A 25,346-nucleotide genomic window follows, 5' to 3' on the forward strand; every position below is an offset into this window, starting at 1 on the left:
GGTTGATTGTCATTGTTTTCATGAAATATTAAAACTATTCGCAGAATTTTTTGTTAAAAGAGCATTAGTTTCTTGGTACACAATCGTTTTTTTATTGCTGCGAATTATGAACTTTTATAAGCATCCTCCTCCTTTGTTAGCTAAAATGTTTTAGTATTGGTTTTGGATTTTAGATTCTGCCATCGAAATCAAAAAAACAACAGGTTTTTGATAAACCACTAACACTAGTTAGCAAACACACATCAAAATGAAGAATTATTTAGTCTGTCAATGGGGCAATCTGCTCCTAAGGTATTTTTTTGGATTTTTTTAGGGACATTATTGTTGCTGCAGGCAATATCGGCAAGAGGCGGAAGCAGTGCTAACATGCCTGAAGCCGGTATCCAGCAACGGACAATTACCGGCAAGGTGGTCGACGCTGTCGATAGCCTGCCGCTTACAGGCGTTACCGTTGCCGTAAAAGCGACATCACGCGGCACAACCACCGACGAAGACGGCAACTTCGCTATCGAAGCTTCAGCCGGCGAGACGATTATTTTCACTTATCTTGGATATAAGGATCAGGAAGTCGTCGTAAAAGAGCAGGAGGTCCTTGCTATCGCACTGGAGCAAGATGATGCGACGTCTTTGGATGAAGTCGTGGTCGTGGGATACGGCACCATGCGCAGGAAGGAGGTGACATCCGCCGTGGCGAGTGTCCGCGCGGAAGATTTTAATGCGGGTGGCACACGGTCGCCATTGGATCTGATTCAGGGTAAGGTAGCGGGTTTAAATATCACGCGTACACAAGGCAATAACCCAACTCGGGTGCGGCTATCCAGCTGCGGGGGGTTACCTCATTGACCGGTTCGCGTGAGCCATTGATTGTCATCGACGGTATACCCGGAGGGAGCCTCAACCTGCTCCAGCAAGATGATATCGAGTCCTTTGATGTATTGAAAGATGGTTCTGCCGCGGCCATCTACGGTACGCGGGGGAATGCCGGCGTCATCCTGATTACCACCAAAAAGGGCCGCGAGGGAGAACCGCGATTTGATTATTCAACATATGTGCAACGCGAAGTTGTCGATCGCAAGCCAGACTTTCTCACGGCTTCGGATTTTCGGAACCTGATTGCACAGGGTATTGTCAATGCCGATCAGGATTTCGGAGCTTCCACGGATCTGTATGACGAACTGATTGATAAACAAAATATCAGCCACTATCATAATTTTGCGGCCTCCGGTGGTTCAGCAAATACGAACTACCGGGTTTCGTTGTTCGTAAATGATGCCGACGGTATCGCCAAGCAGAGCTCGAGGAACCAATGGGGTGGCCGGATTAATGTCAACCAGCGAGGTCTCCAAGATCGCCTGAACCTGCAGGTAAACCTTGCCGCCAATTTTTCGAAGTCAAATCTGCTGGGCGGTGGATTTAACAATTCGGACGACCCCAATGCTCGGATTACCAGTACAGGGGCTGATTTCGAACAGGCGGTGCAACGCAATCCAACGGCCCCCATTTATAATGAGGATGGGTCGTTCCTGGAAACACAGGCATATAACAATTATAATCCGATTTCGCGACTTGCCAACCGCATCGCCGAACGAAACGAACAGGTTCTTTCCGGCGATGCCAAGCTTACATTGGATATCGTGGAAGGACTTTCGGCATCGGTATTCGGATCCTATGTACGCAATAGTTTTAACGACCGTTTCTATCGCTCAACAAACGATTGGGAACAACGCCCCGGGACCGAATGGCAGGGCTTATGCGGCCAAGTGGAATGATGTATCCTGGATACAGACGCTTGAATCAACGCTCGACTATAACACAACGTTCGGTGATGACCATGTGTTGACCGCGTTGCTTGGATACAGCTATCAGTATGGAACCGTCGAACGGTTCAGCGCCAACAACAATGGATTCACCACCGACGGCTTTTTGGATTGGAATTTGGGTGCCGGCAGTGCCATTCAGAATACACAGTTGCCCCGGCCGGGTATGAATAGCTTCAAGGACGACAATACACTCGTCGCATTCTTTGGTCGAGCAAATTACACCTACAAGGGCAAGTACATGGTTCAGGCTATCCTCCGCCGCGAAGGTTCATCCCGCTTTGGTGCCAATCACAAATGGGGGAACTTTCCATCGGTTTCCATGGGATGGTCCGTGAGCGAAGAGTCATTCATGGAAGATGTTTCGCAAATAAACGAACTGAAATTGCGGGTGGGCTATGGCATTACCGGAAACCAAGGTATCCCAAACTACCAATCGCTGCTCACGTTGGGCACAGGGGGCGTTTATCCCCAGGAGGGTGTGTATTATCAGACCTATGGCCCCGCCCGTAATCCCAATCCGAATTTAAGGTGGGAACAGAAGGCAGAATGGAACGTTGGTCTTGACTTCGCCTTATGGGATAACCGGATTAGTGGTGCGCTCGACGTCTACGATCGGGAAACCAAGGACTTGTTGTATAATTATAACGCCCAGCAGCCGGCATTTGTACGGGATCTGATTTATACCAATGTGGGCTCCATACGAAATCGAGGCGTGGAGTTACAGCTTTCTGCCATTGCCATGCAACGGGAAGATTTCCGGTGGAATATCGACTTTGCGGGCAACACCAACTCAAATAAACTGACGAAATTATCTGCAGACGTCTTTCAGGCAAACTGGCTGGAATTCTATGGGCTGCCATCGCCGGGCGCACTTGGCAATGCCTTCCGGCTGGAAGAAGGAGGCGAAGTGGGCAATTTTTATGGTAAACGTTTTGCAGGATTTACAGAAGAAGGAGGGTGGTTGTTCTATAAAGCAGACGGCTCTACGGGCACGTCTACTGAAATGAATGAAAATGATCTGACGGTGATAGGCAACGGCGTTCCAAGATACCAAGCGTCTTTGAGCAATTCGTTTACGTACAAAAACTTTGATTTGACGGTGTTGTTGAGGGGGAAGTTTGACTTCGATATCCTGAATACGCAAGATCTCTACTTTGGAAATAAACGATGGTTGCCTAATAACTTGCTGCGGAGTGCGATTACCACGCACAACCGACTGAATGATGAGCCTCAATACTCCGATTACTACCTGGAACGCGGCGACTTCGTTAAACTGGATAATGTCACATTGGGCTACAGCTTCCGGCTGAATTCGGGCTACATCCGTAACATGCGGGTTTACTTGACGGGTCGGAACCTTGTAACCATTACCGGTTACAGCGGCATTGATCCCGAATTGCAAGATACCGGGTTTGAAGCGGGGGTCGACGCGCGCGGGTTTTATCCGCGTACCCAATCCTGGACTTTAGGACTGAATGTTGGATTCTAAAACAAACCGAAAATGAAACGATATTTTAGCGAAATAAAACGTACACTGGTCGCAAGCGTGTTAATCACTATCGGTGCATGTACGAACTTGGACGAGAACTTGTATAGCGAGCTTGAGAAAGATAGCTTCTATAACTCCCGGTTGGAAGTGATGCAGGCGGCGCTCCGGCCGTTTACTCATATGCAAGCGTGGCTTGCACCAACAGGGCAGACAGGCTATTATTACCATGCGGAGTTATCCGCCGACCAATTGGCGTGGCCGCAAAAAGGACGCCACGGTTATGATGGAGGAGACCATTTTCGCCAGCATTATCATACGTGGACAGCAAATGAAAACCCCACACGGACGGCTTGGATATTGATGTGGACGGGTGTGGGGTATATCAACTCCGCGATCGCAGATCTCAATGAGGTAGACTACGCCGCACTGGATATTAGCGAAGAGGAAATGACGGCAATTATCGCGGAGTTGCACGTCTTGCGCGCCTATCATTACATGAAAATCATGGAGCTTTGGGGCAATGTGCCGATTGCTACGGAAGTTGCCGAAGAGCCCGCCAATCTTCCCACGCAGCCGAGGGCCGAGGTGTTTGCGTTTATACAGGCTGAATTGGAAACCTACGTACCGCAATTGCTGCCCTATTCAACAGCGTTGGTCGGCCGCGTGTCAGCAACGGCTGGCTATGCGATGTTGGCCGAGTTGTACCTAAATGCCGAGTACTTCATCGGCACGCCAATGTGGGATGAGTGCATTGCAGCCTGTGACCGGATCATTAGTGGCGAAGCAGGCGGACTCGGTGGTACACCCCAGCTTGCAGATGATCTGGCAGCGACATTCAGTAATACCAACCAAGATGCGTCGGAAGCACTTTTCCAATTTGCATTCAGCAGGCAGGGCGGGTTTGTCTTCGACTGGGCTGCCTACTTGATGGGGTATGCAAACATAAGTGAAGCGCTTGATGTGGGCTATTCAGGCAATAACGCCATGGTGGTTATCCCTACCGCATTCGATGCATACGCAGCAGACGACCTTCGAAAAAGAGAATGGTTTTTGTTTGGTCCACAATATGTCTATGGTACTGAAACGCCGATCCTTGGCACGGAAGAATGGAATGAACAGCCGTTTGTCTACGTCAATTCCATCAGGCGGGAAAGTGAGGGCGATCTAACCAGCGAGGGGGGCATGGCTGAAGGCGAGGAAAACAGCGGTGCCAGGTTCAATAAATACAAAAGCGGGCGTGTAAGTGATCCAAATTACCGGGAAAATCACTACATCATCTATCGTCTGACCGAGATCTATTTCAACAAAGCAGAAGCCATCATGCGCAGAAACGGTGGTGTAGCTACTCAAGAGGCGGTGGATCTGGTTAATGCATGCCGCGAACGGGCTTTTTCGCCAGAAGACTGGCCGGAGGCGCGGTATACGACTGCTACACTGACGATGGATGAGTTGCTGGAAGAGCGTGGCCGGGAGTTTATTTTTGAGGGCAAACGGCGTACGGACATTATCCGCTTTGGCAAATTCACGCATGGTACATGGTGGGACCACCAGCCTACAAACGATCCTAACAAAGAGATATATCCCATACCTCATACGCAGATTGCTATCAACCCCAATCTCGTACAAAATCCCGGGTACTAAAAAAATGTAGCCAGCAAGTTACTTCCACTTGCTGGCTTTTTTTTATATATTAGCCCCGTACTACAATGGGGGATAAAGTATTTGTGCTAACCAACGTACTAAGGATAAACATTCATACGCTAAAACAATTTATTTAAATGGAAAAGAGTAATAAATCAAAGGCAGGTGCGACCCGTAGGGATTTCATCAAGACGGGTGCTGCAGCGGCGGCAGGTTTCATGGTGGTGCCAAGGCATGTACTGGGCGGTACTGGTTTTATTGCCCCCAGTGACAAATTGGTAGTGGCTGGTATTGGTGTGGGCGGTAAAGGTGAATCCGACTTGAGGTCATTCCACGAAAGTGGTAAGGCAGAGATTGCTTACCTCTGTGATGTGGATGACCGCCGTGCAGCAGGTTCTGTAAAACGGTTTCCCAAAGCAAAATACTACAAGGATTTCCGTGAAATGCTCGATAAAGAGCACAAACACATCGATGCGGTTTCGGTATCGGGGCCGGACCACAACCATGCTATCCATGCGCTGCCAGCGATGCAGCTGGGCAAGCACGTGTATGTACAAAAGCCACTCACGCATGATGTGTACGAAGCGCGGGTATTGACCGAGGCAGCAAAAAAATATAAGGTTGTCACCCAAATGGGCAACCAGGGAGCTTCTGGAGACGGCGTACGCATAATGCGCGAATGGTTCGATGCCGGGCTCATCGGTGATGTTCATACCATTTACACCTGGACGGATAGGCCCGTATGGCCCCAAGGCATCCAATGGCCATCGCAAAAAGCACCGGTACCGAATGAGCTTGATTGGGATCTTTGGCTGGGGACAGCGCCTTACAAAGACTATGTCGAAAAGCTGGTGCCCTTTAACTGGCGTGGATGGTGGGATTACGGTACAGGTGCCCTGGGCGACATGGGTTGCCACATCATGGAAGCCCCGTTTAGCATATTGGGGCTCCAATACGTGAAAGATGTACAAGCCAGTGTAGGTTCGGTATACGTGGATGAGTTCAAAAGGGGGTATTTCCCCGAAAGCTGCCCACCGTCAAGCTATGCGGTCATGACTTTCCCCAAAACCGACAAAACTTCAGGTGACGTAAAAATCCACTGGATGGATGGTGGCATCCAGCCGCAACGCCCCGAAGAGCTGGGACCAAACGAAGTGTTCGGCGACGGTGGAAATGGCATCCTCTTTATCGGTACAAAGGGAAAGATGATGGCTGGTTGCTATGCCGAAAATCCACGGTTACTGCCTACTTCATTGACCGAGCAGCATAAGCTTCCTGTAAAATACGAACGTGTACCGGGTGGGGCTGCCGGCCATTATGCGCAATGGGTGGAAGCCGCTATCGCAGGGTATGGCAATAAAGAAGTGAGCTCTCCGTTCGAAATTGCCGGTCCGCTCACCGAAGCATTGTTGATGTCCAACCTGGCCATCCGCGGCTCGGATTTACGGATTGATAATAAGTACCCTGGCAGGAATTTAAAACTGATTTGGGATAACGACAACATGAAGGTGACCAACTTTGATGAGGTCAACCAATTCGTAAAGCGGCAATACCGCCAAGGCTGGGAGCTATCAGCCGTTTAGTATAATCCTTGAACTTCATAAAAAAAGGGGCGCAGGCCCCTTTTTTTATGAAGTTAGATAGCAATGGATGTATCCATTGCGAAGTCCTCATCCCTGAGGTGTACGATCTCCGTCGCCTTCTCGTAGTTGGTTGATTTCTTGGAAAAGAAATCATGTTGTGTCGTTTCGACATTAAGCCCGTTTAAAACAATGGGGTTTACGCGTTTGACTTCAAAGGTGGGTTCAAATCCCAGGTTCATGAGCGCCTTATTGGCATTATAGCGTACATACTCTTTTACCTCCGCAGTAAGCCCTACATCCGTATAGATTTCTTCCGTATACTTCAACTCGTTTTCATACAGATCATTGAGCAGCACGATGAGCTTTTCCTTTGCACGCTCCGGATTGGGCAGTTTTTTATAAACATCCTGGGCCAATAACCCTACGAATACGCCATGTATGGACTCGTCTGCAATGATTTTTTTGATGATGTCCGCACTGGCTACCATATGGCCTTGTCCGCATAACCACAATGGAATAAAAAAGCCACTATAAAACAGGAAAGATTCCAGCAGGACGGAGGCACATAATCCCATAAAGAGATCCTCTTTACTGATATCCGTCTCAGCCAGCTTGCGATAGTATTTGTCTATCGTGGAAGCCTTAAACTGCAGGTACTTGTTGTTTTGAACCCAGTTGAAGATGTCTTCAATATCCTGTGAAGTAGCTACGGTGGTAAAGATAGTGGAATAGGATTTGGCGTGGATGGCTTCCATCATGCACATGTATGCCAATACCGATTTATTTTGCAACGAATCAATGTGATCCATGATTTTGGGCATTCCGGTATGGCTTTGCAACGTATCAAGAAGCGTGAGGCCTCCCAGGGCTTTTTTATAACATTCCCGCATTTCCGGCGAGAGCGCTTTCCAGCTGTCTATATCCTTCGATGGGATATACTCTGTGTCAATCCAGAATTGCTTGATATTCTGCTCCCAAAACATCAGCGCGTAGTCATTTTCGGGATCGTTCCAGTTGACGGCTTTATATTGTTTCATGTCAGATTCGTTTTTTCGTGTTTTGTTTTTGGTGTTTCGTATTGTTTATGGCGTGCAGTGCATTGCGTATAGCGTATTGTGATTGTCCGAAAAATCTCAATACGCTATACGCGGCAATATTCGTCGCTTGTCTTATGCTGAGCACGATACGCACTCATCGATAGTGGATTTGCGTGTACGTGTATAATATAACGACTTCAATCCTACCTTGTGCGCATAGATGTAGTAACGGGCCAAGTCACGCGTAGTGTCGCGGGAGTTGGTATGCAGGATGGTGGAGATACCCTGATCGACGTGCCGTTGGATAACGGAAACAAGCCGCAGCACTTTCATCTGATCCATATCATAGGCCGATTTATAATAGAAATAATTTTCATTGGTCAGGTATGGCATGGGATAATAGGTGGTGCTATCGCCATATTCGCGTACCTCAATGGTGTCAACTATCGGCATCACCGAAGCAGTGGCATTCATAATGTATGAAGTCGACTGGTTCGGCGCGATGGCAATGCGGTAGGCATGGTAGACGCCGTGCTCCTGTACTTGTTGCTTGAGCGCTTTCCAGTCTTCCTTAGTTGGGATGTCTATGCCTGCAAACAGTTCACTTACTTTAATCGTGGTCGGGAAATAATCCTGATTAACGTATTTGTCAAAGTAGGTGCCGTCGGCATAAGCCGTTTTTTCGAATCCGGTAAACGTGGTTTTCCGTTCGCGGGCAATTTCCATAGACGCTTGCAGGGAATAATAATTGACCATCATGAAGAATACATTGGCAAAATCCAGTGCTTCTTCGCTTTCATACATGATGAAGTTCTTGGCCAGGTATCCATGCAGGTTCATTGCGCCTAAGCCCACGCTATGCAGTTCACGGTTGGCTTTTTGTATAGAAGGCACCATGGCAATATCCGTCACGTCTGATACCATCGTAAGCGCACGCATCGCAGTTTTCACGGCTTGCTCTATCCGTTTGTTATCCATCACGGTGGCGATATTGAGCGAGCCCAAGTTGCAGGAGATACCGTAGCGGATGGTGTCTTCTTGTCCGTATATGTTGATGTCAGACACTTCGGAAATCTGCATAATTTCCGTGCAGAGGTTCGAAAACTTGACTTTTCCAATCCCGTTCAGTGCATGCTGGCGATTAGCGTTTTCCTTGAAAAAGATGTAAGGGTAGCCACTTTCTTTTTGCGTTTGGGCGATTTTAACCAGTAGGTGACGGGCATTTATTTTCTTTTTCTTGATTTTTGGATTAGTGATGAGTTCGTCATACATCTCGTCCATGTCCAATTCATCGAGGTACTTGCCATATTCCTGCATGACCGTATGGGGATGTATCAGATAACATGGTTCATCCTTGGCTGCTAATTCCATGAATTTATCCGGAATAATCACGCCGATGGAAAGCGATTTGATGCGGACCTTCTCATCCACATTGATTTTCTTACAATCGAGAAACTCTTCGATGTCCGAATGGAAGATATTGAGGTATACGGCCCCCGCTCCCGGGCGTTGGCCGAGCTGATTGGCGTACGAAAAGGTATCCTCAAGGATCTTCATGATGGGTAGTACGCCGCCGGCACGTCCTTCTACACCCTTGATAGCTTCACCACGTGCACGGATTTTTGAAATGTTGAACGACACGCCACCGCCGATAGACGATAGTTTCATGGCTGAATCTACGGCGTAGCCAATGCCGTTGAGATTATCGCCGATTTCGTCAAGGAAGCAAGACACCAGTTCTCCCGAACGTTTTTTGCCCGCATTGAGGAACGTAGGCGTAGCCGGCTGGTATTCTTGATTGATGAGCAGCTCAGCATATTGCAAGGCGCGGTCCACGCCTTCATGACGCGCAAGAAACAAGGAAACGGCAGCAACACGATCTTCATAGCGTTCCAGGAATTTTTCGCCGGAGTCATCGCGCAGCGCATAGCTCTGGAAAAACTTGAAGGCGCTCATGAACGACGGAAATCGGAACTTCTTGGCATTTATGAAGTTGTACACCTGCTCCATCTCCTCAAAGGTAAACCACTCATAGAAATTGATGTAGTAATTGTTTTCGATGAGGTAGTCTATCTTTTCCTTTAAGGTATAAAAGAAAACGGTGTTTTTGTTTACATACTCCAGAAAGTAGGCGCGTACGGCTTCCTTATCCTTATGCAGGCTAAACTCGTCATCATGTTTGATCATGATTTCGTTATTGAGCAAAATCCAGCTCTTTGCTACGTCGTTTGTTACCATAGTGTTTCCTTGCTTTAATAATAGCGATAAATTCATTAACGTCTTCGTTGGTTCCCGATAGCTCAAATTTTAATGCCAACGGTATACCATATTCGGTTGCAATTTTGTCTCCGGCCACGGCGAAGTTCCGTCCCCAGTTTCGATTTCCACTCGAAGATACAGAAAGCAGGTATGGACTTGCATACTGCAGGAAGTTTTTTGTCGTCTCCGGTATTTCCCCGAATCGGGTGGTAAACGTTACCAAATGCCCTTCCTGTCCCACTTCCATGTCCGGTTGGATTTTTTGAGTGATCCATCCGGTTAATTCAGCCACCTTCTGCATAAACCGTTCCACATTCCCCGTTTTGCTATCATAATATATCCTCTCCATTTGCAGACCTTTTTAGATGGTAAACCCCCACATTATCGAGGGGGTCCTAATGTTTTGCCTTATAGCTCGTTTCAGTACTTCGATTTCGGTCTCCCTACTATTGTACAGTCAATGCCGATAGTTCCTCGGGTTTGAATCCGATGATGCGTTGCGTCTCTTGGTCGTGATTCAACACAATAACCGTAGGCACCGTGCGTACTTTATATTGAATGGCCAATTCCGGTTTGTCAAACGGATTTACTTTTTCATAAGTAATACCCTTGCGGTCGAGAAATTCCGACACTTGGTTGCAAGGCGCACAGTCATTTTTTTCGAATTTAATAATCCGTGTCATAGCAATACGATTTTTAATGTTCAAAACTGCCGGATCTGAAATGGTAGATTCCGATAATTACTGTTGTGACGGTTGGTAAGTTGTAGCCTTAGAACAAATATCAGCTATTTCGATTCAGTTAGGTAGCAATTGTTATCAACAGATGTTGAATTATTCACATTGTGGATAATCGATGTGGGTTTCGTTTTTTGCAAAAATCTGTCAGTCAATATTTTTGATTAATTCAATGAGCTATTTCGCTTGTGGGTGTGGATAATCCACACCTGACTTCGGTATGCTTCTTGATAAACAGTCAGCTTTGGCCAGTCTGGCCTACTGTGCGCTAGATGAGGTATTCAAAGAGCGTCGGATCCCTGTTGACTTCTTTAAAATCAAAGCGGTGGTCGCGCATGCGCTCGATTAACGCCGCATAGTCGGCCGCTTTTTGCAGTTCGATACCCACTAAGGCCGGTCCCCGTTCGCGCTGCGTTTTTTTGATGAACTCAAAGCGGGTGATATCATCATGCGGCCCCAGCACTTCGTTGACAAACAGCTTAAGCGCTCCGGGACGTTGCGGGAAACGGACGATAAAATAATGCTTCAATCCTTCGTACAACAACGAGAGCTCTTTGATTTCGCCCATTCGGTCGATATCGTTGTTGCCGCCACTCAAGATGCATACCACCTTTTTGCCCCGGATTTTAGGTTGGTAAAAATCAAGCGCCGCTATGGCCAGCGCACCGGCCGGTTCGGCAACGATAGCATCTTTATTATACAATTCCAAAATGGTTGTGCATATCTTCCCTTCGGGGATGGGCTGCACATCATCGAGCAATTGGCTACAGTATTGATAGGTAAGGTTCCCGATACGCTTTACCGCGGCGCCGTCTACAAAACGGTTGATTTCGTTGAGCATCACGGGGGCACCGTGCGCCAATGCCGCCTTCATGGAAGCGGCACCTTGGGGTTCCACACCGTATAGTTGGATGCCGGGCACGGTTTCCCGCAGATAGGCCGCGACGCCCGCCGCCAGCCCGCCACCGCCGATGGGTAGGATGACGACGTCGGTATCCGGTTGGTCACTTACGATTTCCGTGCCTACGGTACCTTGGCCCTCAATGATATCCGGATCGTCAAACGGATGAATGAATGTCATGCCCTGTTCGGCACAGTAGGTCAGGGCCACCTGCTGACAATCGTCGAAGGTATCGCCGGTCAGTACAATTTCGATATAGCCGTCGCCGAACATTTCGGTCTGGCTGATTTTTTGCCTAGGCGTAGGGCCGGGCATGAAAATGATTCCCTTTATTCCCAGTTTTTTGCAGGAATACGCCACGCCTTGCGCATGGTTGCCCGCGCTGGCGCAAACCACTCCTTTGATACGCTCGGCTTCCGTGAGCTTGCTGATTTTATTGAAGGCCCCACGGAGTTTATAGGAGCGCACGATTTGTAGATCTTCCCGTTTGAGGTATATCGACGCGTTATATTTTTCCGACAGCCGCTGGTTGTATTGCAAGGGAGTGCGGTTTACCACTCCCTTGAAACGTTCAGCAGCAGCATCAATTGCCTGTTTCATTGCGCAGGTGTTGCCGTGATCCCTTCGGGAAGCTTGACCTGAGCAGCCAGCCAATCACCGACTTCACTGGTTTTATAGGCTTTATTATTGGCGGCAAGATCTTCGGTGACGATGCCTTCGGCCAACGATTTGTTTACTACCGCCCGGATGAGTTCAGCCTCTTCCTTCAGGCCGAAAGCATCTTCAAATAGCATAGCCGCCGAAAGTACGGTAGCTAATGGATTGGCAATGTCTTTTCCGGCAGCTTGCGGATAGGAGCCATGTATCGGTTCGAAAAGGGAAGTATGTACACCGATGGAAGCTGATGGCATTAATCCCATGGATCCGGAGATGACGGAAGCCTCGTCGGTGAGGATATCGCCGAATAGGTTTTCTGTGATCAGCACATCGTATGACGATGGCCACTGTACCAGGCGCATCGCCACGGCATCCACAAACTCATAGCTGACTTCTACTTCGGGAAAATCTTTCTCCATGTCCTGTACGGTCTCCCGCCAAAGCCGCGAACTTTCCAGTACGTTGGCTTTATCCACGCAGCATAGTTTCTTTCGTCGGTTCATCGCCATCTCGAAGCCCAGCTTGGCCAGCCGTTTCACCTCGTCACGTGTATAGGTGCATGTATCAAAGGCCGTTTCGCCATTGTCTTTCCTGCCACGTTCGCCAAAATAGATGCCACCGGTGAGTTCGCGCAGGATAATTAAATCGGTTCCCTCGATACGTTCACGCTTCAGCGGCGAATTATCGATGAGGGAAGGAAAGGTAAATGTCGGGCGTACATTGGCAAAAAGACCGAGCTGCTTGCGCATTTTCAGCAGCCCTTGCTCAGGGCGTACCGGTGCTTTGGGGTCATTGTCATAACGAGGGTGACCAATAGCGCCGAACAGTACCGCGTCAGCAGCCAAGCAGATTTCATGGGTCGATTCCGGGTAGGGGTCGCCCACTGCATCGATGGCCGCAGCACCGGTTAGTCCAAAGGTCCAATTTACGCGATGGCCAAATTTTTCAGCCACTGCATCCACAACTTTTACAGCTTGGCCAACCACTTCAGGACCGATGCCATCGCCGGGTAAAAGCGCAATATTCAATTCCATATTCATTCAATTAAAGTCGGTAATCCCCAGCCGGAAGCTCGGAGTCCGAAGCATAGAAAATTAAAGTACAAAAATATAAAACTTACGTAGGTATCACTTCGATTTGATCCACATTCAACACGATATTTAGCATTTTTTGCGTGGCCTTGATAGCCGATACGGTTTGGTCGGAATCCAACCCGCGCGTCGAGAAGGTGCGGTCGCCCGATTCCCAGGTAATTGTCGTCTCGCAGAGGGCATCCGAGCTGCTCCCCGGGGCAATGCGCACGTTATAATCAACCAGATTGGGCAAGTGAATGTCGTTCTTTGCATATGCCATGGTCAACGCATTCATAAACGCATCGAATTGGCCGTCGCCCTGCGCGTGTTCTTCAAATAGCTGGCCATTGATACGCACGGCAATCGTTGCCGATGGGCGCAGGCCTTTGGCGTGGGTCAACACGTAGGATTCCACGAGGATACGCTCCTCGTGAGCCTTGGTCGCCAGCACATCGGAAATGATGTAAGGCAGGTCTTCGGTAGTTACAGTCTCCTTCTTGTCGCCCAGTTCGATCACCCGTTGTGTTACCTTTTTTAAGTCTTCCTCATTCAGTTTCAGACCGAGCTCCTGCAGGTTTTTTTCGATGTTGGCTTTGCCGGATGTTTTTCCCAAGGCATACTTCCGTTTTCTGCCGAAGCGTTCGGGGAGTAAATCGTTGAAATAAAGGTTGTTTTTATTGTCGCCATCGGCGTGTATGCCGGCCGTCTGGGTGAAGACGTTGTCGCCGACGATTGGTTTATTTGCTGGTATCCGCACGCCGGAAAAATTTTCGACCAGCTTGCTCACGGTAAAAATGGCAGACTCGTTGATGCCGATTTCGACGTCAGCAAGAAAGTCATTAATGACAGCTACGGCGCTGGCAAGCGGAGCGTTGCCGGCACGTTCGCCCATTCCGTTTACGGTCAGGTGCAGTCCGTCGATGCCCGCTTTCACTGCTTCGAGGACGTTGGCTGTACCCAGGTCATAATCATTGTGGGCATGGAAATCCAAATGCGCCTGCGGAAAGCGGGCCCGTAATGCCGCGATATATTGATGAGTTTCGCCGGGGGTAAGCACGCCGAGGGTATCGGGCAGCATTATCCGGTTGACGGGCTGCGCGGTAAGGAAATCCAGGTATTGCAGCACATATTGTGGCGAGTGGCGCATGCCGTTGCTCCAATCTTCCAGATACACGTTGGTGGCAATTCCCGCTTGCGCGGCCCGGATGATGGCATCGGCAATTTCGTCGAAGTGCTGCTGTGGTGTTTTTCGCAATTGGTGGGTGAGGTGGTTCAGCGAACCTTTGGTCAGCAGATTTTGCACCTTCACGCCAGCCCGTTGCATCCAGGCCAGTGAAATCCCATTATCGACGAAAGTAAGTACCTCAACACTACCCAGGTATCCATTTTTGGAAGCCCAATTTGCGATGGCCTCCACCGCTTCAAATTCCCCTTGGGAAACCCGCGCAGAAGCTACTTCTACCCGATCTACCCGAAGTTCCTCCAGCAGCAGCTGCGCAATGGTAAGTTTTTCTGAAACCGAGAACGACACCCCCGAGGTTTGCTCCCCATCGCGGAGTGTCGTGTCCATGATTTCTAGTTTCCTGCTTTCCATGGCTATAACGGAAGGGTCTTTGCAAACGCTTGGATATCCGATTTGATATTGAGTAAGTAATCGATGTCATCGAAGCCGTTCATCATGTTACTTTTCTTGTAACTGTTAATTTCGAACGATTCATGCTCGCCGGTCGCCAATAGCGTGATGGTCTGTTCGGGGAGGCTTACTTCGAGCTCGGTATCCGGGTCGGCATAGACCACTGCGAAAATCCGTTCCAGGAACCCGGCACTGACTTGCACGGGCAACACACCGATGTTGAGGCAATTGTTTCGGAAAATATCAGCAAAAAAGCTAGATACTACACATCTGAATCCATAATCATAGATGGCCCATGCAGCGTGTTCGCGCGACGATCCCGAACCGAAGTTCTTACCCCCTATGAGGATTTTTCCCTTGTATGTAGGGTCGTTGAGCACAAAATCGGCCTTGGGCGTATTATCCGGGTTATAGCGCCAATCGCGGAACAGGTTGTCGCCAAAACCTACCCGCTCAGTAGCCTTCAAAAACCGGGCAGGGATGATTTGGTCGGTATCCACATTCTCAATGGGGAGCGGCACTGCTGTGCTTTTCAATATGTTAAAACTATCGTATGCCATGATGCTTATTGTAAAAAGGTTCTCGGATCGGTTACTTTACCGGTAATGGCCGCTGCGGCCGCTACTAATGGACTGGCGAGCAAGGTGCGCGCACCCGGACCTTGGCGGCCTTCGAAATTCCGGTTGGAGGTGCTTACCGCATATTTGCCGGCCGGAATTTTGTCTTCGTTCATGGCCAGGCAGGCTGAACATCCCGGTTGGCGTAGCGAAAAACCTGCTTCTGTAAGGATGTCGAGGATACCTTCCTGCTTTATCTGTTCTTCCACCACGTGCGAACCGGGGACCAGCCATACCGTTACGTCGTCTGCCTTACGTTGGCCCTTTACCAGGGATGCAAAGGCCCGGAAGTCCTCAATACGGCCATTGGTGCAGCTACCCACAAAGACATAGTCCACTTTCTTGCCCTGCATAGGTTCGCCTTCGTGGAAACCCATGTATCCGAGTGATTTTTCAAAGGTTGCCCTTGCTTCCTCCACTTGGGTTGCATTAGGAATTTCCTTCGTGATACCGATGCCCATGCCGGGGTTCGTGCCATAGGTAATCATCGGTTCGATTTCTGAACCATCGAATACCAATTCTTTATCAAAGACGGCACCTTCATCTGTTTTCAGGGTTTCCCAGTACGCCATTGCTTTGTCCCAGTCGGATCCTTTGGGACTGAACTCACGGCCCTTGATGTAATCAAACGTCGTCTGGTCTGGCGCAATCATTCCGCCACGAGCACCCATCTCGATACTCAGGTTACAGACCGTCATCCGGCCTTCCATGGTCATCTGTTCGAATACACTTCCGGCATATTCCACGAAGTGTCCTGTAGCGCCCGAGGTGGTAAGCTTGGAAATGATAAACAGGGCAACGTCCTTGGGCAGCACGCCTTTACCCAGTGTACCGTTGATGGTGATGCGCATTTTTTTCGGTTTCGGCTGCATGATACACTGGGAGGAAAGTACCATTTCCACCTCCGAAGTGCCGATGCCGAAAGCAATAGCGCCAAAAGCACCATGCGTAGATGTGTGGGAGTCGCCGCAGACGATGGTCGCACCCGGTTGTGTAATGCCGTTTTCCGGCCCAATTACGTGTACAATGCCATTCTTGTAATGCCCCAAACCCCAGTGTCGGATACCGTATTCTTTGGTGTTTTCCTCCAACGCCTTTAACTGGTTGGCTGACAAGGGGTCTTGTACGGGGAGGTGTTGGTTGATGGTCGGCGTGTTGTGGTCAGCGGTAGCGAATGTCCGCTCCGGATATAATACGCGGATGCCACGTTTTCTAAGTCCCAGGAATGCCACGGGGCTGGTTACTTCGTGGATTAAGTGCCGATCAATAAATAACACATCGGGCCCCCCTTCAATCTTACGCACCACATGCGCATCCCATACCTTGTCAAATAATGTCTTACTCATTTCTTATATAGTTGTCGTTTTGTTTCTGCTTTTTAGCGCGCGGCTTCGGGCATTAAGCCTGCCATTTATGGCTTACCGCCAAGCCTAAAGCCCACGCCTAAATAAACTTATTCAATGCATCCAGGTAAGCGTTTGCCGATGCCCGCACGATGTCCGTGCTAAAGCCGTATCCCATGTACGATTTATCGTCATAAACGACACGCATATCTACCTTGCTGACGTCGTCGCTGCCGCCATGGATAGAGTGGATGTTGAACTCTTTGATTTCTACGTGTTTGCCGATGATCTCCTCAATCGCCTTAATCGTCGCACTCACCGGGCCGTTGCCAACGGCCGTAGCAGCGTGCTCCACACCATTGTAGTTTAGTCGGATAGTAGCCACAGGGGACTCTTGGTCACCGGTCTTAACCTGTAATGTATTGATGGCTAAGCCATTTTTGAAATTTTCTTCTATTTTGGCGCCCATCAGTTGCAGGAGGTCGTCGTCCTTCAGCTCTTTCTTTATATCGGCCAGTTCCAAAAAGCGCTGGTATACCTGATTCAAGTCAATCCGATCGATGGTATATCCCAGTCGTTCGAGGTGGTGCTTCAGCGCATGTCTGCCGCTGCGGGCAGTCAATATGATTTCAGATTGATCAATCCCGACATCTTCCGGGTTCATGATCTCATAATTCTCACGGTGCTTAAGCACGCCATCCTGGTGGATACCCGAGCTATGTGCGAAAGCGTTACGTCCTACGATAGCCTTATTGGGCTGTACGGGCATGCGCATCATGCGGCTTACCATCCCGCTTATCGGATAGAGTTGTTTCGTGTTGATGTGCGTGTGCAGACCGACGGAGGCGTGTGTTTTCAAGATCATGACCACCTCTTCCAATGATGTGTTGCCAGCGCGTTCGCCGATGCCATTAATGGTGCATTCGACCTGCCTTGCGCCATTTTGCAAACCGGCAATACTATTGGCTGTCGCCAATCCGAGGTCATTATGGCAGTGCACCGAAATAATGGCTTTATCAATATTTTTAACGTTTTCTTTGAGAAACCGGATTTTTGCCCCGTACTGCTCAGGAAGGCAATAACCGTTGGTATCGGGGATATTCACTACCGTTGCGCCGGCAGCAATCACTGCCTCAATCATCCGGGCCAGGTATTCATTGTCGGCCCTTCCGGCGTCTTCCGCATAAAATTCAATATCTTCAACAAATGTCTTGGCATACTTCACGGCTTCCACGGCCCGTTCCAGGATCGCCTCGCGCGTACTGTTGAATTTATATTTGATGTGCGTATCGGATGAACCGATGCCGGTATGGATACGGGGTCTTTTGGCATGCTTCAATGCTTCCGCCGCACAATCGATGTCGCCTTTATTTGCACGTGTAAGTGCGCAAATAACGGGCTCGCGGACCAATTTCGAAAGTTCCACGACGCTGGTGAAATCTCCCGGACTGGATATCGGAAAGCCTGCCTCGATGACGTCCACGCCCAAGGATTCCAGCGCTTCGCCGATGATAAGCTTTTCGGGGGTCGTCAATTGAGAGCCGGGCACCTGTTCGCCGTCGCGAAGGGTGGTATCAAAAATGTATATGCGGTTTGGATCGTGTAACATGGTTTTCCAATGTTTTTAAGGAGCGGCGCTTTCTTGAAAGCGCCGCTATAAAATGGTATTTAGCACTATTAAACTTCCGTAGGCTGGTTTTCAGGGCGCAGGCTGCGTACTGCGGCTCCTGCCTGCCACATCTCACTTTCCCGTAGCTCTTTCAGCTCCTCTTCCAATTTTTCCCGGTAATCCGGTTGGCTATTGCTATCGATGGAACGTTGTGATTCCTTGCCCGAAGCGACGCTTTCATAAAGTTCCTTAAAAACGGGAGCCGTAGCATCACGGAATTTCTTCCACCAATCGAGTGCACCACGCTGTGCTGTGGTGGAACAGTTGGCATACATCCAATCCATACCATTTTCGGCCACAAGCGGCATCAACGATTGTGTAAGCTCTTCGACGGTCTCATTGAATGCTTCGGAAGGGGAGTGTCCCTTGTCGCGCAATACTTGGTATTGTGCGGCAAAAATACCTTGGATGGCACCCATTAATGTGCCGCGTTCGCCGGTGAGGTCAGAATACACTTCTTTTTTGAAGTCGGTCTCGAATAAATAACCGCTTCCGACCGCAATGCCGAGTGCAATGACCCGATCGCGGGCTTTGCCTGTAGCATCCTGATAGATGGCGAAGCTCGAATTGAGGCCACGCCCTTCGAGGAACATCCGGCGCAACGAAGTGCCTGATCCTTTGGGGGCTACGAGGAATACGTCCACGTCTGGGGGCGGAATAATGCCCGTCTGCTCATTGAATGTGATGCCGAAGCCGTGTGAAAAATACAACGCTTTGCCTGCAGTGAGGTGTTTCTTTACCGTAGGCCACAATGCAATCTGTGCGGCGTCGCTCAATAGGTAGCAAATAATGGTTCCTTTTTCAAGGGCCTCTTCAATTTCAAATAGCGTTTCGCCAGGTACCCAGCCGTCAGCAACGGCTTTATCCCATGTTTTTGAGTCCTTCCGCTGGCCTACGATGACGTGAATACCGTTGTCTTTTTGGTTCAATGCTTGTCCAGGGCCTTGTACGCCATAGCCGATGACTGCTACAGTTTCATTCTTCAGTACTTCCTGAGCTTTCTCCAAAGGAAATTCTTCGCGGGTTACCACGTCTTCCACGACTCCCCCAAAATTGATCTTTGCCATTTTCTGCTTTTTGTTTTTACTTATTTAACTAGTTGATTTATAATCGCAGCACTTTTGGAAATGCAATGCTAAATTACGACTTTTTTTGTTTTTCCCCTTCCAATGTTCGCCGAATAGCCATGGCATATCCATAGTGGAGATTGTCATGCGCCAATGCGGCGGAAAGGACTTCCTCGATGGTGTTCATTTCAAGACCGTAAGTGGATGTAGCAAAGGGGCTGATGGTAGCGAATACCCCCTTGTTGTAGTCCGCTTCAATCTGCTGGATAGATGAAATAAGCTGCCCTTTCAGGGAATCCAACTCTTCTGCGCTAATCCACCTTTCGGGCTTAGTGCCCTTACCGTAATCGCTTGAATAAGGAATTTCGTAATCCGGGCTCACCTGCGTACGCCGGTAGCAAAGCCCAGGTGTACTAACCGCGATGTGGCCGAAATTCCATCCGATATTGTTCTTGAAACCGTCTGGAATTTCGTTGATTTCCTCGAGGGTCAGTTGTTCCAATAATTGGGCAAACACGGTTCTGGTCTGCCTGATGTATTTAAAAATGATTTGCTGATTCATGTAATCACGTAATCTTCTTCCGACTTTACATCGTAAACACCTTATCTTGCTTATCAAGGTACCTGTTTTCCACCACTTCCGCAGCGGGTTCAGCTTCCTCAAATTCTTTGAGCTTTTTGTGGAACCCTTCGCTGTCTTTGATGATGGCAATCCGGGCACTGCGCACAAACTCAATGAGGTTGTACTCGGCCAGCGCGTCAGTCAGCGCATCGATTTCTTCGCGGTGGCCCGCGGTCTCAAAGACGGTGTAATCATTGCGTATGACCACCGCACTGGCACCGTATTGGCGCAAGAGCCGTTCTACCGGTGCCTTTTCGGTTACGATTTCCGTTGGCACCTTATACAGTGCTTGTTCCTGCCAGATAACCTCGTCATTGGTGTTGTAGTACGCCTTAAGCACCTCTACTTGTTTTTCAATCTGCCGACAGAGTTTGCGTACCACGTCCTCCGTTTCTTCAATCACGATGGTAAAGCGGTGGATGCCCTCCGCTTCGGAAGGCGAGGTGTTCAGGCTTTCGATGTTGATCTTACGCCGTGAAAAGATAGCGGAGATGCGGCCAATCATGCCGATGCTATTCTCCGTATAGAGGGTGATGGTGTATTCCTGCTTTTCCATGACTTTAATTTGCTATCGTTGAAACTTTTGTTGCCAGTATGCGGAGCCGTTTATAATCCGCATACCACTTTTTCGCCCCCTTGTCTGCCTATTTCAATCGTATTTCAGATACGCTGCTGCCCTGCGGCACCATCGGGAATACGTTGTTTTCCTTGCCGACCATCACTTCCAGCAAATAAGCGCCGTCGTGATTGATCATGTCCTGTAAGGCTTGCTTGAGGTCCTTGCGTTCGTTCACGCTATGGCCGGCAATCCCATAGCCCTTAGCCACCGTCACAAAATCAGGGCTGGTGATGTTGACGAAGGAGTACCGCTTATCGTGAAAGAGTTGCTGCCATTGGCGCACCATCCCTAAAAAGGAATTGTTGAGGATAAGAATCTTCACTTTGGCACCGAACTGCATGATGGTGCCCAGTTCCTGGATGGTCATCTGAATGCCTCCATCTCCGATGATGGCCACGACGGTCCGGTCCGGCGTGCCGTGCCAGGCACCTATGGCGGCGGGCAGTCCGAAGCCCATCGTGCCGAGCCCCCCCGAGGTGACATTGCTTTTTGAACGATTGAACTTTGCATAGCGGCAGGCGACCATCTGGTGTTGCCCCACGTCTGTAACAATGACTGCGTCGCCGCCGGTGAGGTCGTTTAATATGTTGATAACTTCACCCATGGTCATGACATCCGTTTTGGGGTTCAGCTCCTCGCGGATGACTTCGTCGATCTCTTCCTGTTCCAGTTGGCGGAAGCGGCCGACCCAGTCCAGGTGCTTCCGTGCTTCCACCAGTTGGGTAAGTAAAGGGAGTGTTTCCTTGCAGTCTCCCCAAACCGGCACGGTGGTTTTTACATTCTTGTCGATTTCGGCGGGGTCGATGTCGAGATGGATAACCTTGGCCTGTTTGGCATATTTATCCAATCGGCCCGTTACCCGGTCATCGAAGCGCATGCCAATGGCAATGAGCACGTCACATTCGTTGGTAAGTACATTTGGCGCATAATTACCATGCATGCCCAGCATGCCTACGTGTAGCGGGTGGTCCGTTTCCAGGGCACTGAGGCCCATTACCGTAGCGGCTGCGGGGATTCCTGTTTTTTCTATAAATGCCTTGAATTCAGCCTCCGATTTGCCCAAGATGATGCCTTGTCCGAAAAGTACAAATGGCCGTTTTGCTGCGTTGATGAGCGCCGCCGCCTGTTCAAGATATTCCCTGCGCACAATCGGTTTCGGCCGGTAGCTGCGGATATGGTTACAGACCTTGTATCCTTCGTATGCAAATAATTGCAGCTGTGCATTTTTCGTGATATCTATCAAGACCGGCCCCGGCCTGCCTGTACGGGCAATATGAAAGGCTTTTGCCAACGCCGTGGGGATTTCACAAGCGTCGGTCACCTGGTAATTCCATTTGGTCACAGGCGTGGTGATGTTGATAACATCCGTTTCTTGGAAAGCATCGGTACCCAATAAATGAGCGAATACTTGGCCCGTTATGCAAACGATGGGATTGCTATCAATCTGTGCATCAGCTAATCCGGTTACCAAATTGGTTGCGCCCGGGCCGCTGGTTGCAAATACCACGCCTACACGCCCCGACGTGCGCGCATACCCTTGCGCTGCATGGATGCCTCCTTGTTCATGCCGTACCAGGATATGTTTGAGCCTGTCGTTGTAATCATACAACGCATCGTATATCGGCATGATGGCTCCGCCCGGATAACCGAATATGGTATCCACGCCTTCTGCCAGCAATGCTTCAAGCACCGCTTGCGAACCGCTTAATTGTATCGATGCCTTTCCTTCCTGATGAGATGGTGTGGTGTTTTTCGTAATTTCCAGCGTGTTCATATTACGTTCTTTTTGCTAATTTGCTATGGCTACAGGCCGACGTTCAATGATGTATTGCTCACAGCCTACAGCGGATTGAAGATTCAACACTCGTCCGTCACGCAGCCGGCGGCCGCATCGGCTACCGTCTTTGCATATTTATAGAGTACCCCCCTGGTTGCCTTGAGTGCCGGTTTTTGCCATTTTGCGCGGCGTTCGGCAATAATGTCATCAGGCACCTGAAGGGTGATGGTATTGTTTACAGCATCGATGACGATCGGATCGTCGTCTTCCACCAAGCCGATAAGCCCACCATCATAGGCTTCCGGTGTGATATGCCCAACCACGAAACCATGCGTTCCACCACTGAAGCGACCGTCGGTAATAAGGGCCACGCTTTTGCCCAATCCTGCGCCGATGATGGCGGAGGTGGGTTTCAGCATCTCCGGCATGCCGGGTGCGCCTTTGGGGCCTTCGTTTTTGATCACAACCACATCGCCACGCTTTACGCGACCGGATGCGAGTCCGGCAATCAGTTCTTTTTCCCCATCAAATACACGGGCCGGTCCTTCAAAACGTTCGCCTTCTTTGCCGGAGATCTTAGCCACGCTGCCCTTTTCGGCCAAGTTGCCATACAGGATTTGCAGGTGTCCTGTTGGCTTAATGGGGTTATCCAATGTTTGCACAATGGGCTGGTCAATTTCATTGATTGGAGTAACATCGGCCAGATTTTCGGCCAACGTTTGCCCTGTCACGGTAAGGCAGTTGCCGTGCAACAGGCCTTCGTTAAGCAGGTATTTCATCACAGCAGGTACACCGCCATATTGGTGCAGGTCTTGCATGAGGTATTTACCACTTGGCTTGAAGTCGGCCAGCACCGGCGTGGTATCGCTCATCCGCTGGAAATCATCTTGCGTGATGTCTACCCCCACACTTTTGCCGATGGCAATAAAATGCAGCACAGCGTTGGTGCTTCCACCCAATACGATGATTACCCGCAACGCGTTTTCGAATGCTTCCCGCGTCATGATATCGGAGGGTTTGATGTCTCGTTCAAGCAGGATGCGTATGTATTTCCCCGCTTCCAGGCATTCTTTACGCTTTTCTTCGCTCATCGCGGGGTTGGAAGATGAATAGGGAAGGCTCATGCCCAGCGCTTCGATGGCAGCAGCCATGGTGTTTGCCGTATACATCCCCCCGCAGGCGCCTGCACCGGGGCAACTATTTTTGACAATGCCGATAAAATCTTCTTCAGATAAGTTTCCCGCAATCTTCTGGCCGAGTGCTTCGAAGGAGGAAATAATATTGAGATCCTGACCTTTATAATGGCCGGGTGCGATAGTGCCCCCGTATACCATGATCGAAGGGCGGTTAAGGCGTCCCATAGCCATGACGGATCCGGGCATGTTTTTGTCGCAACCGGGGATGGCGATGAGTCCGTCATAGTATTGGCCTCCGCAAATTGCCTCAATGCTATCGGCAATAATATCGCGGCTGACCAACGAATATCGCATGCCATCAGTGCCATTACTCATCCCGTCACTGACGCCAATTGTGTTGAAGATCAGGCCTACCAAGTTGTTGCTCCACACGCCCTCCTTCACTACTTTAGCCAGATCATTAAGGTGCATGTTGCAGGTGTTGCCGTCGTAGCCCATGCTAGCGATACCCACCTGGGCTTTTTGCATGTCGTCATCCGTCAACCCGATGCCATAAAGCATGGCTTGAGCCGCGGGCTGGGTTTTGTCTTGTGTAAGTACTTTACTGTATTTGTTCAGTTCTGTTGTTTGTTTGGTTAGCATCGTTATATAATCACTTGATAATTTTCTTTTTCCAATGTCAGGTTTTTATAGGCCCGTTGTATTGTGGCACCAAGCGTATCCGTCCAATTTTCGGGAAAGCTTGCATCATCAATTCCAGCGATGCCTACGATACCGGTGGCTGTTCCGGTAAGAAAAGCGCTGTCGGCGGCCCGCAGCTCTTCCAGAGACAACGGCTTTTCCACCATGTCAATGTTGAGCGCCTTGCCAAGTTCCAAAACGGTTTGCCGCGTGATGCCCGGAAAAATATGGCCGGTGGGAGGGGTGTACAAGACCCCGTCCTTTTCGATAAACAGGTTGTTGCTCGAAGCTTGCGCGACATAGCCGTTGCTATCCAATAGAATAGCCTCGTCAAATCCCCGCTTGGTGGCTTCCGTCGTGGCTACGATAGAGGCTACATACTGACCAGCGATTTTAGCATCCGGCGGCATCGAATGAGGGTTTGGCCGTTGATGGGGCGACAACGATACCCGGATAAGCCCCGTGCCCAGAAAAGGCCCCCATTCCCATGCTGAAATAACGATACTTGAGTCGGTGGCCGGGGTCAAATACATGTTGTGCCCGGTGGTAACCAGCGGCCTGACATATGCGCTCCTCAGGTTGTTTTTGTCCAGAAGCTTATATGTTTTATCGACGAGGTAATCAATTTTCCAGGGAAACGCGATTCCCACAAGTTCGCAGGAGCGGCGGAGGCGATCATAGTGCTGCTCGGCTTTGAATAAACGTGTACCGTTATGCGTGTTGTAGGCCCTTATGCCCTCGATGGCCGAATAGCCATAGTGTAGCGATTGGCTGAAGAAATCCACTTTCGTGTCATCAGCTTTAACAAACTCGCCGTTCAAATAGGCCCATGTATCGTTGCCAAAATATCGCATATTCCGTTGACCTGAACTTGCCCAATTATGCTTTGCCATACCACTTGGATTTCTCCCTCAAATCCGCGATAGGTTCCTGTCCTTTTTTGACTTTATCAAGGTAGGATCTTTATTCTTATCAAGCAATAGCC

General features: G+C 49.6%; 21 protein-coding genes. 5 read left to right on the forward strand and 16 right to left on the reverse strand.

Translation table 11 applies throughout. From position 1 onward, the window contains the following. The first annotated feature begins 270 nt into the window (after positions 1-270). From B5X72_RS20985 to B5X72_RS02300, 5 genes are all read left to right on the forward strand, one after another. Positions 271-843, forward strand: a complete 573-nt coding sequence (locus tag B5X72_RS20985; protein ID WP_245826778.1) for a carboxypeptidase-like regulatory domain-containing protein — start codon at positions 271-273, stop codon at positions 841-843. After that, positions 840-1,769 (forward strand): TonB-dependent receptor plug domain-containing protein, encoded by a 930-nt coding sequence (locus tag B5X72_RS20990; protein WP_245826779.1) that lies wholly within the window; start codon positions 840-842, stop codon positions 1,767-1,769. Before B5X72_RS20985 ends, B5X72_RS20990 begins: the two co-directional genes overlap by 4 nt. Beyond that, on the forward strand, positions 1,669-3,309 hold the full coding sequence (locus B5X72_RS20995) for a TonB-dependent receptor domain-containing protein (protein ID WP_245826780.1): 1,641 nt from the start codon (positions 1,669-1,671) through the stop codon (positions 3,307-3,309). The genes B5X72_RS20990 and B5X72_RS20995 overlap by 101 nt, the downstream gene beginning before the upstream one ends. Positions 3,310-3,321: 12 nt before the next feature. Further along, positions 3,322-4,950 (forward strand): RagB/SusD family nutrient uptake outer membrane protein, encoded by a 1,629-nt coding sequence (locus tag B5X72_RS02295; RefSeq protein WP_079715202.1) that lies wholly within the window; start codon positions 3,322-3,324, stop codon positions 4,948-4,950. A gap of 137 nt (positions 4,951-5,087) precedes the next feature. Continuing rightward, complete coding sequence (locus tag B5X72_RS02300; protein ID WP_079715203.1) at positions 5,088-6,533, forward strand: Gfo/Idh/MocA family protein; 1,446 nt, start codon at positions 5,088-5,090, stop codon at positions 6,531-6,533. Between the two features lie 53 nt (positions 6,534-6,586). On the opposite strand, the gene nrdF is transcribed toward B5X72_RS02300, so the two are convergent. From nrdF to ilvE, 16 genes are all read right to left on the reverse strand, one after another. Further along, complete coding sequence (nrdF, locus tag B5X72_RS02305; protein WP_079715204.1) at positions 6,587-7,570, reverse strand: class 1b ribonucleoside-diphosphate reductase subunit beta; 984 nt, start codon at positions 7,568-7,570, stop codon at positions 6,587-6,589. A 132-nt stretch (positions 7,571-7,702) separates the two neighbouring features. Beyond that, the gene (gene nrdE / locus B5X72_RS02310; protein WP_079715205.1) at positions 7,703-9,808 is read right to left on the reverse strand and encodes a class 1b ribonucleoside-diphosphate reductase subunit alpha; all 2,106 of its coding nucleotides are present in this window, start codon (positions 9,806-9,808) and stop codon (positions 7,703-7,705) included. After that, on the reverse strand, positions 9,765-10,178 hold the full coding sequence (nrdI, locus tag B5X72_RS02315; RefSeq protein ID WP_079715206.1) for a class Ib ribonucleoside-diphosphate reductase assembly flavoprotein NrdI: 414 nt from the start codon (positions 10,176-10,178) through the stop codon (positions 9,765-9,767). The genes nrdE and nrdI overlap by 44 nt, the downstream gene beginning before the upstream one ends. A 97-nt stretch (positions 10,179-10,275) precedes the next feature. Then, on the reverse strand, positions 10,276-10,512 hold the full coding sequence (locus tag B5X72_RS02320; protein ID WP_079715207.1) for a glutaredoxin family protein: 237 nt from the start codon (positions 10,510-10,512) through the stop codon (positions 10,276-10,278). 322 nt (positions 10,513-10,834) lie between these two features. After that, a complete protein-coding gene (ilvA, locus tag B5X72_RS02325; protein ID WP_079715208.1) occupies positions 10,835-12,067 on the reverse strand; it encodes a threonine ammonia-lyase IlvA in 1,233 nt (410 codons plus the stop codon). Then, complete coding sequence (gene leuB / locus B5X72_RS02330) at positions 12,064-13,158, reverse strand: 3-isopropylmalate dehydrogenase (protein ID WP_079715399.1); 1,095 nt, start codon at positions 13,156-13,158, stop codon at positions 12,064-12,066. The genes ilvA and leuB overlap by 4 nt, the downstream gene beginning before the upstream one ends. 82 nt (positions 13,159-13,240) lie before the next feature. After that, complete coding sequence (locus tag B5X72_RS02335; RefSeq protein WP_079715209.1) at positions 13,241-14,791, reverse strand: alpha-isopropylmalate synthase regulatory domain-containing protein; 1,551 nt, start codon at positions 14,789-14,791, stop codon at positions 13,241-13,243. A 2-nt stretch (positions 14,792-14,793) separates the two neighbouring features. Beyond that, entirely contained in the window at positions 14,794-15,390 is a 597-nt protein-coding gene (gene leuD, locus B5X72_RS02340; RefSeq protein ID WP_079715210.1) for a 3-isopropylmalate dehydratase small subunit, read from the reverse strand. A gap of 5 nt (positions 15,391-15,395) precedes the next feature. After that, on the reverse strand, positions 15,396-16,793 hold the full coding sequence (gene leuC, locus B5X72_RS02345) for a 3-isopropylmalate dehydratase large subunit (protein WP_079715211.1): 1,398 nt from the start codon (positions 16,791-16,793) through the stop codon (positions 15,396-15,398). A gap of 97 nt (positions 16,794-16,890) precedes the next feature. Beyond that, a complete protein-coding gene (locus tag B5X72_RS02350) occupies positions 16,891-18,399 on the reverse strand; it encodes a 2-isopropylmalate synthase (protein WP_079715212.1) in 1,509 nt (502 codons plus the stop codon). Positions 18,400-18,467: 68 nt separating this feature from the next. Then, positions 18,468-19,526, reverse strand: a complete 1,059-nt coding sequence (gene ilvC / locus B5X72_RS02355; protein ID WP_079715213.1) for a ketol-acid reductoisomerase — start codon at positions 19,524-19,526, stop codon at positions 18,468-18,470. A gap of 73 nt (positions 19,527-19,599) precedes the next feature. Further along, on the reverse strand, positions 19,600-20,088 hold the full coding sequence (locus tag B5X72_RS02360; RefSeq protein ID WP_139378486.1) for a DinB family protein: 489 nt from the start codon (positions 20,086-20,088) through the stop codon (positions 19,600-19,602). A gap of 25 nt (positions 20,089-20,113) precedes the next feature. Further along, the gene (ilvN, locus tag B5X72_RS02365) at positions 20,114-20,704 is read right to left on the reverse strand and encodes an acetolactate synthase small subunit (protein WP_079715214.1); all 591 of its coding nucleotides are present in this window, start codon (positions 20,702-20,704) and stop codon (positions 20,114-20,116) included. An 88-nt stretch (positions 20,705-20,792) separates the two neighbouring features. Then, a complete protein-coding gene (gene ilvB / locus B5X72_RS02370) occupies positions 20,793-22,541 on the reverse strand; it encodes a biosynthetic-type acetolactate synthase large subunit (protein ID WP_079715215.1) in 1,749 nt (582 codons plus the stop codon). 83 nt (positions 22,542-22,624) lie between these two features. After that, positions 22,625-24,322, reverse strand: coding sequence for a dihydroxy-acid dehydratase (gene ilvD, locus B5X72_RS02375; protein ID WP_079715216.1), 1,698 nt, complete (start codon positions 24,320-24,322; stop codon positions 22,625-22,627). A gap of 2 nt (positions 24,323-24,324) precedes the next feature. Continuing rightward, positions 24,325-25,254 carry a branched-chain-amino-acid transaminase gene (ilvE, locus tag B5X72_RS02380; protein ID WP_233632568.1) on the reverse strand — a complete coding sequence of 310 codons (930 nt, stop codon included), beginning with the start codon at positions 25,252-25,254 and terminating at the stop codon, positions 24,325-24,327. Positions 25,255-25,346: the final 92 nt, after the last annotated feature.

Source organism: Parapedobacter luteus, from assembly GCF_900168055.1.
GTDB classification, from domain to species: Bacteria; Bacteroidota; Bacteroidia; order Sphingobacteriales; family Sphingobacteriaceae; genus Parapedobacter; species Parapedobacter luteus.